This window comes from Muriicola sp. SD30, from assembly GCF_041205185.1.
Classification (GTDB): Bacteria; Bacteroidota; Bacteroidia; order Flavobacteriales; family Flavobacteriaceae; genus Muriicola.
In genome coordinates, this window is record NZ_JBGEWB010000002.1 from 57,734 (window position 1) to 72,092 (window position 14,359).

Below are 14,359 nucleotides of genomic sequence, written 5' to 3' on the forward strand. Positions count from 1 at the left end.
GACTTTTTCTTCTCGGTATATTTTCTGATGTTTATGCTGATAGATGTAGTCTTCTAGGAGAACTCTTTTAGAGTTTCCTGATGGTCGTTAACTGGCAAAAACAGGCTGTCCCTTCTGCAATACAACAATTCAGCAACGGTGATCAGGTTATTCAGAACATCCCGGACATTGTCATTGTCATTGACCAAAGAAGAAGCCATATCAGTAGTGATCAAGTTCTTGCGTATCAGTTGATCAATTTGAACATTGTGCTCTGAAAGTTTCTCGTTGGTATTTTTTCTGAGGACCATTAGTTTCTTCTGTAGATCCTCTCCATCATCGCCTGGGATATCATAAATCATCCTAAGGATCTGAACTGCCAGTTTTCTATAGAGATTATACTCCTTTTTCATATACTTGTTTTCGGAGACGAAGTAAGTACTCACATTTCTATTCAATTCCTTTACATCCCTTAAAATCTCTACCATCTTCCTGTTGGCTACCTTTATTTCCAGAATCCTGTTGTTTTGAACCTTAGTAAGCTGTAAAGTGCTTTGGGCATTGGTGGCATAACGGATGATTTCTCCATAGATATTCTTAACCCTACTTAGATATAATGCCCTAACATCTGTCTTAAAATCTTCAATAGATTTCTTAACCACTTTTTTTGCTTTTAAATCGGATTTGACGTCTTCTCTGTGGATGTTTAAAGCGTGGGTCACAATTTGAAATATGGCATTTTGAAACAAGTATTGAGACTCTTTGAGAAGAGAGGCTATGGCCGTTTCAGGGTATTTTAACATTTTCTCATCCAAAAACTTTGGTTCATCTATTTCCCTTTCAGGTTCTGCTTTCTCCGGGACGGACCACATTACAATTTTTGAAATCGGATTGATAAACCAAACCAAAAAAAAGGTATTCAGAACATTAAAAAACGTATGGAATAAGGAAATGGCCACAGGTATCGCAGCAGCACTAAGGTAGGGCGATTCACTGCCTAATCGCTGGGAAACCCAGCTGATAAGGTTTAAAAAGGGATAAAACAGAATCAGCATCCATAATACACCCAACAAATTAAAAATCAGGTGGGCCCTGGCTGTCCTTTTTGCATGGAAATTACCAACAATAGCTGCCAGGTTTGCGGTAATGGTTGTTCCTATATTTTCTCCTAAAACCATGGCAGCAGCCAAATCAAAAGGGATCCAGCCCTCAGCTGTCATCAATAAGGTCAGCGCCATGGTAGCACTTGAAGACTGAACTACAATAGTTAGTAAGGTGCCTATAAATAAGAACAGGAGCACAGAACCAAATCCCAGTTCTGTATAGTTGTTGAGAAACTCAAGTATCCCCGGATTCTGATTGATGTCGGGCATGTTCTCTTTTAAAAACTGCAGCCCGATAAAAAGAACGGCAAAACCTATTATAAATCCTCCCCAGTTTTTTAGTTTTTCTTTTTTCGAGAACATAAAGAGGAAGCCAAAGCCAACCAGGGGCAGGGCTATAGCGCTCATACTCACTTTAAAGCCCAGAAGGGTAATAAGCCAGGCTGTGATGGTCGTTCCTATATTAGCCCCCATAATCACACTTATAGACTCTGTGAGCGTTAAGAGCGAAGCATTGGAGAAGCTCACCACCATCAAAGTAGTTGCAGAGGAAGACTGTATGACGGATGTAATTAAAAACCCTGTTGTGATCCCCAGAAATCGATTAGAGGTCATGGTAGCCAGGATGTTGCGCATTCTATTTCCCGCAAGGAGCAGAAGCGCATCGCTCATCACCTTCATCCCAAAAAGGAAAAGGCCGAGTGAACCTAATAATTGCAATGTCTCAATAAGACCAAATTCCATATATCAAAGAAGCTTAAAACTAAATACCCATGTTTAATTTAAAATAATTTTAGAACTTAGTATTCTTAGAATCTTACTATAATGATACGAATACTTCTGTTCCCTTTATTTTTGTTCATCTTTTTTTCATCCCCCGGGCTATCGGCTCAAGATATTACAGGCAAAGAATTATTGTCTAGAGCTATTGCCTATCACGACCCTGATAATGCCTGGTCGACATTCTCCGGCACTTTGTTCATTACCATGGAAACACCTAATAATAGCGAGCGAAAAAGCGAGGTTACGCTTAATTTTCCTGCTGACTACTTTAAATTGGTGGTGAGAAAAGATGATACTACTACAGAAGAAGTTATTGATAAAGGAGTATGCAGCCTTGTTGTAAATGGAAAAAAAATAAAAAAGCAAGCTGAAGATTCCACCAATAAGGGAGAGCCTTGCGGGCAGACAGAGATGATGAAGAATTACTACACCTACCTCTACGGCCTCCCAATGAAATTAAGGGATAAGGGAGCCATAATAGACCCCGCTGTTGTTAAAAAAACTTTTAAAGGGAAAGAATATCTCACCCTTAAAGTTAACTACGAAGAGAAAGTAGGTAAGGATACCTGGTACTTTTATTTTAACCCTGACAATTACGCTTTGGAAGCGTATCAATTCTTCCACGACGAAGCGGCCAATGACGGGGAATATATCATGTTAGAAACAGATAATTTTGAAACTATAAACGGAATTAAAATTCCTAAAAAGAGAAGCTGGTACACCAATAAGGAAAACCGACTATTAGGTACAGATATCCTTACCCGGGCTAGTCAAAATTCCGAATAGCATCTCTTTTCCCTGTTGGCAGACTGACATAGATCATTTGATATTCTTTATTCCTCAGCTACCTTTATTTTCCTTGAGTACTAAATAGGGTATTTAAACATCTAAATCATTAATACCATGAAAAAAATATTCCTTGGTTTACTAGCTCTTGGATTAACCATCCCAGCCTATACCCAGGACGTAAAGGTTGAAGAGCTCTCTGAAGTGGTCGTTAGACCCATGAACTATAAATACCTGAATGCAGCCGATTCTAAGAGTGCTGCCGTACCAGTAAAAATGCTGGAGCGTGAGGTCGCCCGTTATGATGTAACGGAAGCCGATTTCTATCAGGACGATTTTGATTTTTATACGGTTTCTTTCTTTATCCCTGATGGGAAAATCGTAGCCGTATATGATGATGATGGTACTCTTACCAGAACTATTGAAAAATTTAAAGATATAGCCCTTTCTGACGGAATTAAAACTGCCCTCCTGGAGAGGTTCCCCAACTGGACTGTAACTGACAATGTGTACCGCGTTACTTATAGCGCAAATAAAGGTGCTAAAAAAGTTTATAAGCTTACGCTTAAGAACGGGGACAAAAAAATGAAGGTGAAAATGGACGACAAAGGAACATTCCTTTAGTACATCATAACCATCCTGACTTTATTTAGTAATTATAAAAACGAGGAAAAAAGGCCCTACCCTAAAAAGGCAGGGCCTTTTATTTGTGAAGACCAGTATCAACGGTAAAAGTTCATCTCATCCAGATACTTCCATACGGCCTCAGGTAACAGAGGTCTTATATTTTTTCCTGCATTATGGTTCTTCCTGATAAAGGTGGAGGATATCTCCATTACAGGTGCATCTATCTTATGGATTTTATCATGGCTTTCAAAACGACTTGGAATTGATCCGCCTGATATTCGTGGATATACATACAAATGATAATTTTCCAGAATGGCTTCGTAATTCTTCCACTTGTGGAAGTTTTTGAGATTGTCTTCGCCCATCAGCAGGGAAAAGGTGTATTGCTCCCCGTATTTTTCCTGAAGATACACCAGGGTGTCAATGGTGTAATTGGGTTGTGGCAAATCAAATTCAATAGTACTCGCCTTTAATTTCGGATACTCTGCCACCGCTTCCTGTACCATTTGATACCGGTGGTGATCAGCCAGCAGACTCTGCTTTACTTTAAACGGACTCTGAGGCGTGATGACAAACCAGACCTCTTCCAGATCTGAAAACTCCACCATATGATTGGCGATCACCAGATGACCAATATGGATGGGGTTAAAAGTGCCAAAATATAGTCCGACTTTCTTCATAGATCCGTCACTTATGATTTCTCCTTCCCTTCTTCAATTGACGGTTCAACGCCCAGGTATTCAGCTACCATTTTATGGGCTTCATCAAGGGCGATATCGAGGTCGTAATTTTTGATGACCCTGTCGAATTGAGGGGCCGTTGCCAATTCTACTGATGCCTTGGCTATCCTCATATTGATCTTTTCATCAGACTCTGTACTGCGTTTTTTCAGCCTTATTTTAAGCTCATCTACACTGGGAGGTTTCACAAAAACCGCAAGGGTCTCCTTTGGATATTTTTTCTTTATACGCAATCCCCCCGCTACATCGATATCAAAAATGACATTTTTGCCTTCGGCCCATAATCGTTCCACTTCACTTTTAAGTGTCCCGTAAAAATTATCCCGGTATACTTCTTCCCATTCTAGAAAATCATCGTTCTTAATGTGCTTTTTAAACTCTGAAAGGGTCATAAAATAGTAGTGTTCTCCGTTTTTTTCTTTTCCCCTTCGCGCTCGTGAGGTAGCCGAAACGGAAAATGCCAGGTTGAGTTCAGGCTGGGCCAGCAAGTGCCTGACAATAGTTGTTTTACCACTCCCGGAAGGGGCAGAAAAAATGATGAGCTTACCCCCGCTACTCATAAGACATTAAGCATTTGTTCCTTAATTTTTTCCAGCTCATCTTTCATCTGTACAACGAGCTGCTGCATGGGAGCATAATTGGCTTTAGAACCAATGGTGTTGATCTCCCGCCCAATCTCCTGACTGATAAATCCCAGCTTCTTCCCATTCGAGTCGGCAGACGCCATGGTCTCCTCAAAATAATTTAGGTGGTTTTCCAACCTTACTTTTTCTTCTGTGATATCCAGTTTTTCAAGGTAGTATATCAGTTCCTGCTCAAACCTGTTGGCATCAACCTCCGCTTTGATGTCGGTAACCGCTTTTTCCAACCTGCTGCGAATCGCATTTAGTCGCTCTTCATCAAGGCCATTTACTTCCTTTAACAGCTGGTGCAACTTCTTTAGTCGAGATGCAAAATCACCCTCCAGTATCTTGCCCTCCTCGCTGCGAAACTTCTCAATCTCATTAAGAGCCATTTTTAAAGACTCCACAATAGCCCGGTACTCCTCAGGGTCTATATCATCCCTCTCTGTTTTTAGTGTATCAGGTAATCTTAGCGCCATCTCCATCAGCCTTAGGTCATCCCCATCGGCTATCGCCCTTAGCTGTTTTATATATTGCTTTACCACAGCCTCATTGACCTCTGAAGAAGTCTCATCCCCGGTGATTTCCACATAAAGGTTAAAATCTATCTTTCCCCTTCCCAATGCTGAAGCAATCAACTTGCGTAATTCAAGTTCTTTTTCCCTGTAAGCCTGGGGCATTCTCGCATTCAAATCGAGGGATTTGCTATTAAGCGATTTTAGCTCAACGGTAATTTTCTTCGTGGGCAGCTGTAAAACATGCTTCCCGAATCCTGTCATGGATTGGATCATACTTTAAAATATTTCGGCTAAGGTAATTAATTTCCAACGTCCGAATAAGGGCTTATTCCCCTATTCCTCTAATTCCCGTACCCAGATATTGCGGTAACTCACCCGGCTATTGTCCCCGTGATCCTGCAATTTGATTGGTCCTTTCCCATGAGCTGGATTTTTTGGCCATCCAATATAGGGTGTGGTCCCCTTGATCTCCACATGATCCTGGACCAGTACTCCATTGTGTATTACTGTTATGGTGCCCGACTTGATCTTTAATCCCTTATCGTTGAATTCAGGGGCTCGGTAAATGATATCGTAAGTGTTCCATTCCCCACTTGGTACAGAAGCCATGGCCAAAGGAATATGCTGTTTGTATATGGAAGCTACCTGTCCGTTCACATAGGTGTCATTGTCATTATTATCGAGCACCTGAACTTCGTAAAGCCCCTGTAAGAAAACCCCGCTATTTGCCCTGTTCTGTCCGTCGCGCTGAACTTCGGCCGGGGAACGCCATTCGAGATGCAATTGGACGTCCCCGAAGTTCTTCCGGGTCATGATATCGCCGGTTTTATCCTTCACGGTCATACTCCCATCTTCGTTGAGGTGCCAAACCACTTCCGAGCTGTCCTTGACCATCATCCACTCTTCAAAAGAACTCCCATCGAATAAAACCACTGCATCACTTGGGACTCCATTTTCTGCAAAGGGAATCACTTTAGGTGGAACGGGCTGATATACCTCTGTTTCTTCAGGTGTTGTGGGTTCTTCTCCTGAATATTCTTCATATTCGATCCCCTCTCCTTCACTTAAGTCCCGGTTAATGGGAGTATTATCTTTACATGAAATTACTACTATCAAAATCAGCACTACCAGGCTATATTTCCTCATCTTACAGCTTTTTTATTTTGATGTTTCTGTAGGCCACTACATCGCCATGATCCTGGAGTCCGATCTTTCCGGTATGAAATTTTCCAAAGCCCGGCCAGCCTGCAAATTTTGAAGCTGATACCATCGTATCCCATTCCTGATTATCAAGCGGAAATGTCACCACATCAATCCCATTTAGTTTTACACTCCCTTTGTGCTCACTGTAATTCACTGTGATCACACAGCTATTCCATTCGCCTGCGGGTTTGGTCACATCCTCCGATGGGGCTACCATATCGTACAATGCCCCTGCCTGGTGGGTATCCCCATTTTTAGCATCCGGATGCCTTTGATTGTCCAATACCTGGATCTCGGGTCCTGTTTCATAAGGTTGTCCGTAGGCCGCATCTTCCTTAATGCCCCAGAAGATCCCACTATTGGCTCCTTCATTAACGCGCCATTCAAGGGATAAAACAAAATCGGTATAGCCTTCTTTGGTAACGATATTATAACTTTCCCCTTTTGGACGATCAGAGGGGGGATAAAAAACCATGGCGCCTTCTTCTATTTTCCAGTGCTCGGCCATACCATCTTTCAGGTATGCCTTCCATGCATCAAAGGAGGTTCCATCAAACAATACCTCCCATTCCTCTTCCCCTTTTGTTTCATTCGTGGCCAGTTCCATAATTTCTTCACTGTTTTGCTTATCCGATTTTGCTTTTTCCTTACACTGGACAAGGCTTAGACTGGCGATCACCAGCAATACGTATTGAATTTTCATCATTTTGAGTATTAAATTCCTAATATTTTCCGGAGCATGGCTTTGTCTGTCTCCCCTCCTGCAAAGTCATCAAAAGTCTTTTGCGTTGCCTCGATTATATGATCCTGGATAAAAATTGCACCTTCTCTTGCCCCTTGTTCCGGACTTTTGATACAACACTCCCATTCCATCACAGCCCAGACATCGCAGCCGTACTGTGTGAGTTTGGAAAAGATCGTCTTAAAATCAATCTGGCCATCTCCCAGAGAGCGATATCGCCCTGCACGATCACCCCAGTCGTTATAGCCTCCAAATGCACCTTTCTTTCCCGTAGGGTTGAATTCTGAATCCTTTACGTGAAACGACCTTATAAATTCGTGGTAATGGTCTATGTAGGTGAGATAGTCGAGCTGCTGTAATACAAAATGGCTGGGATCGTAAAGTATATTTACCCTTTTGTGGTTGCCCGTTGCTTTAAGAAATCGTTCAAAGGTATCTCCATCATGAAGGTCTTCCCCGGGATGGATCTCATAGCACACATCAACCCCTTCTTCTTCAAAATGATCAAGTATGGGGAGCCAGCGCTTGGCCAGTTCCTCAAAGCCGAGTTCCACCAATCCATTAGGACGCTGAGGCCAGGGATGCCAGGTATGCCATAACAAGGCCCCTGAAAATGTTGCATGGGCCTTGATGCCCAGTCTCCTGCTCGCCGTAGCCGCTTTTTTTACTACGTCTACAGCCCATTCTGTTCTGGCTTTCGGGTTATTCTTCACCTCATCCGGCGCAAAATTATCAAACATGAGGTCATAGGCAGGGTGAACGGCTACCAACTGACCCTGAAGGTGGGTTGAAAGCTCTGTAATCTCAAGACCGTATGAATTGATTTTCCCCTTGAGTTCGTCACAATAATCCTGACTTGAGGCTGCCTTGTCGAGATCAATTAAAAAATGTTCCCAGGTTGGAATTTGTATTCCCTTATAACCCAGGTCTGCTGCCCATTTACACATTCCGTCAAGGGAGTTAAATGGTGGCTTACTGTCTACAAACTGGGCGAGGAATACTGCCGGTCCTTTTATCGTTTTCATTGTTAGGTTTTTATTTGAATATTGAAAAATCGGGTTTAGTCCCTTTCGGATTTTAGCCCTATATTTATTTGATAAAACTTAGAATAATCTCCTTAGGGGCTTATGTTCTAAATATAGGAAATACCGCAGAAATAAATGGATAATACACCTCAGAATCCACAAAACCAATTTGACGCCATAGTGGTTGGAACCGGGATCACCGGAGGATGGGCTGCTAAAGAACTTTGTGAAGGTGGACTAAAAACCCTGGTGCTGGAAAGGGGCCGGATGGTAGAGCATATCAAGGACTATCCTACTATGAACATGGATCCCTGGGATTTGCCCAACAATAATGAACTTTCCCGGGAAGACAAAAAAAAATACAACAAGCAAAATCGTGTTGGCTGGGCACCGAAGGAAGACAACAAGCACTTCTTTGTCAATGATCTCGAACACCCCTATCAGGAAACCAAGAGATTCGACTGGATAAGGGGGTACCATGTTGGTGGTCGTTCCATTACATGGGGACGTCAGAGTTATCGATGGAGCAATCTTGATTTTGAAGCCAACCTAAAGGAAGGGATAGCGGTAGACTGGCCGGTGCGTTACGCCGATATCAGTCCATGGTACGACAAGGTGGAATCCTATATAGGAGTAAGCGGAGAAGCCCTGGGACTAAAGCATTTGCCGGATGGCCGGTTTCAACCTCCGATGGACCTCACTTGTCCAGAGGAAGATTTAAAAAAGGCCATGGCAGAAAAGTTTGAAGATGAGAGGGTACTCACCATAGGGCGGGTAGCTCATATCACTGATAAAGATTCGCAAAAGGAAGGCAGGAATCCCTGCCAGTATCGCAACCGATGCTCGAGAGGTTGTCCTTTCGGAGGCTATTTCAGCAGTAATTCCACTACGCTTCCAGCCGCTGAAAAGACCGGGAACATGACGCTCAGACCTAATTCAATCGTCTATGAAATCATCTATGACGATCAAAGTAAAAAGGCGACAGGCGTGCGAATCGTAGATGCAGAAACAAATGAAAAATTAGAATTTCACGCCAAAGTGATCTTTTTATGTGCCTCCGCCATGGCCAGTGTGGGCATTCTTCTACAGTCTAAATCTGATCGATTTCCCAACGGAATAGGAAATGATTACGACCAGGTAGGACGAAATATCATGGACCATCATTACCAGCTCGGGGCTACAGCTTCTGTTGAGGGTTACCTCGATAAATTTTACAAGGGAAGAAGACCTAATGGCTTTTATATTCCCCGCTTTGTAAATCTGAATAACAAGTCGAGAAAAAGGGATTACCTACGTGGTTTTGGATATCAGGGAGGAGCCAGCAGAACCGACTGGCAGGTTTCGGTTGCTGAGATGCAATACGGAAAGGAACTCAAGGAAAATATCCTTAAACCGGGACCCTGGCAAATTGGCGTTACCGGATTTGGGGAGATGCTGCCCTATCACGATAACCGGGTTACTCTAAGTGCAACGGAAAAAGATAAATGGGGTCTTCCGCAACTCGATTTTGATGTGGAATTTAAGGATAATGAATACAAGATGAGGGAGGATATCATCAGGCAAGTTGTGCTGATGTTTGAGGCAGCCGGATTTAAAAATATACAATCCTACGAAAATGAAACCGGTCCGGGTCTTGGGATTCATGAAATGGGTGGCGCCAGAATGGGATGGAATCCACGTACCTCAGTTGTGAACAAGCACAATCAGGTGCACGCCGTACCCAACGTCTATATAACCGATGGGGCTTTTATGACCTCCGCAAGTTGTGTAAATCCATCCCTAACCTATATGGCATTCACGGCAAGAGCAGCTAATCATGCCGTTGAGCAATTTAATAAAGGAATGTTCTCCTAACCTACGATAATATGAAGAATGCATCAGCGAGAAACCTTTGGGGCGACTTTTTAGACAAGCATCTGGAATACGCCTTTGCTAAGGACCCTGTAGTCACTCATTTTTGTGATAACGAAAAAGACGCCAATACGTGTTTAAAACTGGTGCTGAAGGGTGTAAAACGCGCAACTTCTCACTCCCTTTTAGGCTTGCAATACCGAAAAGAACCCCTGCCAAAAATTGGAGATTTTACCATTATTACTGACTGGGATGGAAATGCCCGCTGTATTGTAAGGACGGTAGCCGTAAAGCTAAAACCCTTTTTCAGTATAAGGGAATCTTACGCCAAACTGGAGGGCGAAGGTGACAAATCCCTGGATTACTGGAAGAAAACCCACTGGGACTACTACACCAGGGAACTGGAGCCCTTTGGTCGAGTTCCCCGTGAGAGTATGATTGTGGTCTGTGAGATCTTTGAAAAAGTCTTCGAACGCAAGTAACCGGAGTAATTAATCCAGGTCTACCCAGACGTTTCCTCCTTTGTGAGACTCTACTGTAGCCTCTATAAAATTCAGCCCGCGTACCCCGTCGGTCATCGTAGGGAATTCCCCGTCGTTGTATTTCTCTCCTCTAATTGCCCTGGCAACCCCAAGATAAATGTTAGCCATGGAGTCGAAGATTCCCTCAGGATGCCCCGGAGGTAGTTTGGTGCCATCGAGGGATAATTTGCTGTTGTACGCATGGCCGGGTTTATACACCTGCATGGGTTCGGTATCGCTTATTTTATATAAAACGTTAGGGTTTTCCTGTTCCCACAGTAGTCCGAACTTATCTCCGTAAATCCGAATAGCCAGGCCGTTCTCTTCTCCTGTTGCTACCTGACTCGCCCTTATCACCCCTTTAATATGCTCCCCGATCCGAATCAGGGCCGTGCCGTCAACATCCATTTGGTTATCGCTGTAGAGATAGTTAAAATCGCAGAGCAGCGACTTGATCTTTAGTCCGGTTGTATATTCAACAAGATTAAAAGCATGTACTCCTATATCTCCCATACAGGAGCTGATACCTGCTTTCTTTGGATCGAGTCGCCATACAGTAGAGCGTTTGGCCTTATCATGAATAATGGTATTGATCCATCCCTGGTAATATCGAGCGTCTACTTTGTGTATTTTTCCCAATTCCCCAGCTTTGATCATCTCCCTCATTTGTCTTACCATTGGGTAACCGGTATAAGTGTGGGTTACTGCGAACACTGTACCTGCTTTCTTGTGAGCTTCTCTGAGAATCTTGGCCTCTTCGTAAGTGGTCGTCATAGGTTTTTCACAAATGACATGAAATCCGTTGTCGAGCAGTTTTTTGGCCATCGGAAAATGCAAAAAATTCGGGGTAAGGATGGCACAGACCTGGATCCGTTCCTCTTGGGGAAGTTTCAACTCTTCTTCCACAAGGGTATCAAAGTCCTTATAGATACGGTTTGTGGGTACATCTATCTCTTTAGCAAAAGCCAGATTCTCTTCAAAATTGGCATTAAACACCGCTCCGGTGATTGCGTAATTGTCATTTATAAAAGAAGCAACCCTGTGTAAAACTCCAATCAGGGAATCGCCTCCTCCTCCTAATATTCCTAACCTTATTTTTTTTGGCATTTCAGTTTTTATTTTTTGTATTCGATGATTTCATTCTTAAAAAATATGGCAAAAAGGGCCATAACCACAAAGGCAAAGATCGCAGGGAAAGTCCAGATATTTGTCCAGTCGTGGACATTCTCTGAGACAAGATACATATCGGAAATCTTACCTGCCACCCAGAATCCAATGAGCATCCCAAAGCCGTATGTTGCCAGGGTAATCAACCCTTGTGCTGCACTTTTAAATTTCTCACCCGCCTTAGAATCCGTATAGATCTGACCGGACACAAAAAAGAAATCATAACATATTCCGTGCAAGGCTATTCCCAGGATGAGCATAAAGGCGAGGTCACCTGCGTTGCCGTAGGCAAAGAGAAAATAACGAATGGTCCATGCCAGCATTCCGGCGATAATGGTCATCTTAAATCCGAATCGTTTAAAAAAGAAAGGCAGGAGTAACATAAACAATACCTCCGAAGCCTGCCCCAGAGTCATTTTCCCCGTAGGATTTTCCATCCCGATCTCGGCCAGGAACGGATTCGCATTCTGGTAGTAAAAAGCTAGTGGGATGCAGATCAATACTGAAGAGATAAAAAAGATCAGGAAATTTCGATCTTTAAGTAATTTAAGGGCATCGAGACCAAGGATCGTTGAAATATTTACATTGCCTTCTTTAATAGAAGTTGGGGGTGTTTTTGGCAGGGTAAAACTAAATAATCCCAAGAGGGCAGAAGCAATGGCAACCATCAGGAAGGTATTTTTCAACATCCCATCGGCTCTTGCCTCGGCAGAATCCCAAAGGAAAACATAGCTTATAATAAGTCCGGCCACAATCCATCCTATAGTTCCAAAAACTCTTACAAAAGCAAACTCCTTGGCCGGATCCTTCATTTGATTGAACGAAATGGAATTCACCAGGGCCAGGGTAGGCATATAGATAATCATATATCCCAGGACATAGGGGTAAAAAACCGCAAAATCCCCGGCGGTGTACATCTGATACATCAACAAAGCCCCCAGGAGGTGTAAGACACCGAGGATTCGTTCTGCATTGAAATACCGATCGGCGATAAGGCCTATTATAAAGGGTGCAATGATAGCTCCCCAGGATTGCGTAGAGAATGCCATGGCTATCTCTCCCCCACTTGCTTTTAAGTTATCTCCCAGGAATGTACCCAGGGTAACAAACCATCCGCCCCAGATAAAGAATTCCAGGAACATCATAAAAGACAATTGTATTTTGATTTTGGTGTTCATTCGGTTTAGATTAGATAATTATCGTTTGTAAAATACGTAGTCCAGAGAAACCGGTTCAAGGCCATTCGCCCTGAAATCTGCCAGTATCTGAGCACGATGGTGTGTTGAGTGGTTTATTATATGGAAAAGCATATCCTGTATTGTGTTTGTAAACAGACGGCCTTCTATGTTCTGGTAATCAATCCTGGTTTCATAATCATCTGTGTTCGTGATGATTTCAAAAGTATTGCGTTGATTTTCGTAGTGAATTTCCTCCCAGGTTTTAAGCGGGTGTTCATCCCAGGCTCCAAATTCAGATTCCAATCCATTAATCCTGGCATTCCAAATTTGATGCGCATTGAGAATATGACTGAATAGCCTCATGCTTTCCTTTGGTACTTCCTTCAGATCACTGCAGGCCTCGATAAGTTGTTTATTACAGAAAAAATTGTAATCAAAAAGCTCATTAAAGAATTCCTCCATAGGTATTTCTCGATATTATGATAATTCGGATGCCGATTTCAGCATCAGAGCTTTGGTAGCCATTATTCCTTCCATTTCGCCCAGTTCGTTCCCTTCGTACTCCACGCCAATATAACCCGTATATCCGGCATCTTTGACAATCTGTAGCATTTTAGTATAATCAATCTCGGTTTCATTCCCCCCCTCGTCAAAATTGTGTGATTTTGCGCTCACGGCTTTGGCGAAAGGCATCAGTTCACTTACTCCCTTGTAGAGGTCGTACATTTCTGCACAGCCACTGCCATAATCTGCCGGATCATTCCTTCGGATACAGAAATTTCCAAAATCGGGGAGGGTACCGCAATTGTCCATATTTACTTTCGTCATAACTTCAGCAAGCATCGCAGCATTGGAAGATAATCCTCCGTGATTTTCCACAAGTATATTTATATTTTTATCCTTGGCATAGCTCGCTAATTGCGATAAGCCGTCAACAGAATTTGCCATCCAGGTTTCAGGTTCGGTGCTGCCTGCCAGATTTACCCGAATAGCATGGCATCCCATGGCATTTGCCGCATCTACCCATTTGTGGTGATTCTCAACGGCCTTTTTTCGTTCGGCTGCATCCGAAGTAGCGAGATCGCCCTGCCCGTCTATCATGATCAGCACATTTTCGAGACCGTGTTTTTCCGCTTCTGAATTAGAACGGTCAACAAAGGCAGCCATTGCTTCGGCACTGTAATTTGCTGCACTGAGTTCCTTATCGTATAATTGACTCACATATTCAAGCCCTGCAAAGCCCCATTCCTTTGCTTTGGCAGCAAAATCATAGGGGTCTAATTTCCCATCCCATATCATTCTGTGAACAGACCATTGGGCCAGGGACAGTTTAAAAAACGGGCCCTCTATTTCTTTGATCTCCTGCATGGCTTCAGAAGCCTCTTTTTTTGCTTCCTTGCAACTATAAACGCCAATAACTGACAAGCCCAGACCTGCAACGGCTGTTTTCGTTACGAATTTTCTTCTTTTCATGATTGTAGTACTAAAGGGTTAAAAGCAAATCAAGCCGGAT

15 protein-coding genes are annotated in these 14,359 nt (G+C 43.0%); 4 read left to right on the forward strand and 11 right to left on the reverse strand.

Annotation, left to right across the window (positions count from 1 at the left end; all coding sequences use genetic code 11):
- Positions 1-53: 53 nt before the first annotated feature.
- Entirely contained in the window at positions 54-1,826 is a 1,773-nt protein-coding gene (locus AB8P51_RS05310; RefSeq protein WP_369747745.1) for a Na/Pi cotransporter family protein, read from the reverse strand.
- 81 nt (positions 1,827-1,907) lie between these two features.
- Between AB8P51_RS05310 and AB8P51_RS05315 the strand changes: the two genes are divergently transcribed.
- Positions 1,908-2,651: a DUF6503 family protein gene (locus AB8P51_RS05315; RefSeq protein ID WP_369747746.1), complete on the forward strand. Its 744-nt coding sequence runs from the start codon at positions 1,908-1,910 to the stop codon at positions 2,649-2,651.
- Between the two features lie 117 nt (positions 2,652-2,768).
- Positions 2,769-3,275, forward strand: coding sequence for a nicotinate-nucleotide adenylyltransferase (locus tag AB8P51_RS05320; RefSeq protein WP_369747747.1), 507 nt, complete (start codon positions 2,769-2,771; stop codon positions 3,273-3,275).
- 98 nt (positions 3,276-3,373) lie between these two features.
- Here AB8P51_RS05320 and nadD read toward each other — a convergent pair whose 3' ends face one another.
- Genes nadD through AB8P51_RS05350 form a run of 6 tightly spaced genes read right to left on the reverse strand, consistent with a single transcriptional unit; the run spans position 3,374 to position 8,129 of the window.
- Positions 3,374-3,958, reverse strand: a complete 585-nt coding sequence (gene nadD, locus AB8P51_RS05325) for a nicotinate (nicotinamide) nucleotide adenylyltransferase (RefSeq protein WP_369747748.1) — start codon at positions 3,956-3,958, stop codon at positions 3,374-3,376.
- Positions 3,959-3,969: 11 nt separating this feature from the next.
- Complete coding sequence (gene gmk / locus AB8P51_RS05330) at positions 3,970-4,578, reverse strand: guanylate kinase (protein ID WP_369747749.1); 609 nt, start codon at positions 4,576-4,578, stop codon at positions 3,970-3,972.
- Entirely contained in the window at positions 4,575-5,432 is an 858-nt protein-coding gene (locus AB8P51_RS05335) for a YicC/YloC family endoribonuclease (RefSeq protein WP_369747750.1), read from the reverse strand. The genes gmk and AB8P51_RS05335 overlap by 4 nt, the downstream gene beginning before the upstream one ends.
- Before the next feature lie 60 nt (positions 5,433-5,492).
- The gene (locus AB8P51_RS05340) at positions 5,493-6,305 is read right to left on the reverse strand and encodes a DUF1080 domain-containing protein (RefSeq protein WP_369747751.1); all 813 of its coding nucleotides are present in this window, start codon (positions 6,303-6,305) and stop codon (positions 5,493-5,495) included.
- 1 nt (position 6,306) lies between these two features.
- On the reverse strand, positions 6,307-7,068 hold the full coding sequence (locus AB8P51_RS05345) for a DUF1080 domain-containing protein (protein WP_369747752.1): 762 nt from the start codon (positions 7,066-7,068) through the stop codon (positions 6,307-6,309).
- A gap of 8 nt (positions 7,069-7,076) precedes the next feature.
- Complete coding sequence (locus tag AB8P51_RS05350; RefSeq protein ID WP_369747753.1) at positions 7,077-8,129, reverse strand: sugar phosphate isomerase/epimerase family protein; 1,053 nt, start codon at positions 8,127-8,129, stop codon at positions 7,077-7,079.
- A gap of 135 nt (positions 8,130-8,264) precedes the next feature.
- On the opposite strand from AB8P51_RS05350, the gene AB8P51_RS05355 reads away from it, so the two are divergent.
- Together AB8P51_RS05355 and AB8P51_RS05360 are read left to right on the forward strand one after the other, a co-directional pair.
- Positions 8,265-9,983, forward strand: a complete 1,719-nt coding sequence (locus AB8P51_RS05355) for a GMC oxidoreductase (protein WP_369747754.1) — start codon at positions 8,265-8,267, stop codon at positions 9,981-9,983.
- Between the two features lie 11 nt (positions 9,984-9,994).
- Complete coding sequence (locus AB8P51_RS05360) at positions 9,995-10,462, forward strand: ASCH domain-containing protein (protein WP_369747755.1); 468 nt, start codon at positions 9,995-9,997, stop codon at positions 10,460-10,462.
- Positions 10,463-10,471: 9 nt separating this feature from the next.
- On the opposite strand, the gene AB8P51_RS05365 is transcribed toward AB8P51_RS05360, so the two are convergent.
- From AB8P51_RS05365 to AB8P51_RS05380, 4 genes are read right to left on the reverse strand one after another with little or no spacing between them, the layout of a single operon-like run.
- The gene (locus AB8P51_RS05365) at positions 10,472-11,608 is read right to left on the reverse strand and encodes a Gfo/Idh/MocA family protein (protein WP_369747756.1); all 1,137 of its coding nucleotides are present in this window, start codon (positions 11,606-11,608) and stop codon (positions 10,472-10,474) included.
- Between the two features lie 8 nt (positions 11,609-11,616).
- On the reverse strand, positions 11,617-12,846 hold the full coding sequence (locus tag AB8P51_RS05370) for a nucleoside permease (RefSeq protein WP_369747757.1): 1,230 nt from the start codon (positions 12,844-12,846) through the stop codon (positions 11,617-11,619).
- Between the two features lie 18 nt (positions 12,847-12,864).
- Entirely contained in the window at positions 12,865-13,308 is a 444-nt protein-coding gene (locus AB8P51_RS05375; protein WP_369747758.1) for a DinB family protein, read from the reverse strand.
- Positions 13,309-13,323: 15 nt separating this feature from the next.
- Positions 13,324-14,319, reverse strand: a complete 996-nt coding sequence (locus AB8P51_RS05380; protein ID WP_369747759.1) for a sugar phosphate isomerase/epimerase family protein — start codon at positions 14,317-14,319, stop codon at positions 13,324-13,326.
- Between the last annotated feature and the right edge of the window lie 40 nt (positions 14,320-14,359).

Excerpts from the sequence above, each read along its gene's own strand:
- AB8P51_RS05310 (WP_369747745.1), bottom strand. The coding sequence starts at position 1,826 with ATGGAATTTGGTCTTATTGAGACATTGCAATTATTAGGTTCACTCGGC.
- AB8P51_RS05315 (WP_369747746.1), top strand. The coding sequence starts at position 1,908 with ATGATACGAATACTTCTGTTCCCTTTATTTTTGTTCATCTTTTTTTCA.
- AB8P51_RS05320 (WP_369747747.1), top strand. The coding sequence starts at position 2,769 with ATGAAAAAAATATTCCTTGGTTTACTAGCTCTTGGATTAACCATCCCA.
- nadD (WP_369747748.1), bottom strand. The coding sequence starts at position 3,958 with ATGAAGAAAGTCGGACTATATTTTGGCACTTTTAACCCCATCCATATT.
- gmk (WP_369747749.1), bottom strand. The coding sequence starts at position 4,578 with ATGAGTAGCGGGGGTAAGCTCATCATTTTTTCTGCCCCTTCCGGGAGT.
- AB8P51_RS05335 (WP_369747750.1), bottom strand. The coding sequence starts at position 5,432 with ATGATCCAATCCATGACAGGATTCGGGAAGCATGTTTTACAGCTGCCC.
- AB8P51_RS05340 (WP_369747751.1), bottom strand. The coding sequence starts at position 6,305 with ATGAGGAAATATAGCCTGGTAGTGCTGATTTTGATAGTAGTAATTTCA.
- AB8P51_RS05345 (WP_369747752.1), bottom strand. The coding sequence starts at position 7,068 with ATGATGAAAATTCAATACGTATTGCTGGTGATCGCCAGTCTAAGCCTT.
- AB8P51_RS05350 (WP_369747753.1), bottom strand. The coding sequence starts at position 8,129 with ATGAAAACGATAAAAGGACCGGCAGTATTCCTCGCCCAGTTTGTAGAC.
- AB8P51_RS05355 (WP_369747754.1), top strand. The coding sequence starts at position 8,265 with ATGGATAATACACCTCAGAATCCACAAAACCAATTTGACGCCATAGTG.
- AB8P51_RS05360 (WP_369747755.1), top strand. The coding sequence starts at position 9,995 with ATGAAGAATGCATCAGCGAGAAACCTTTGGGGCGACTTTTTAGACAAG.
- AB8P51_RS05365 (WP_369747756.1), bottom strand. The coding sequence starts at position 11,608 with ATGCCAAAAAAAATAAGGTTAGGAATATTAGGAGGAGGAGGCGATTCC.
- AB8P51_RS05370 (WP_369747757.1), bottom strand. The coding sequence starts at position 12,846 with ATGAACACCAAAATCAAAATACAATTGTCTTTTATGATGTTCCTGGAA.
- AB8P51_RS05375 (WP_369747758.1), bottom strand. The coding sequence starts at position 13,308 with ATGGAGGAATTCTTTAATGAGCTTTTTGATTACAATTTTTTCTGTAAT.
- AB8P51_RS05380 (WP_369747759.1), bottom strand. The coding sequence starts at position 14,319 with ATGAAAAGAAGAAAATTCGTAACGAAAACAGCCGTTGCAGGTCTGGGC.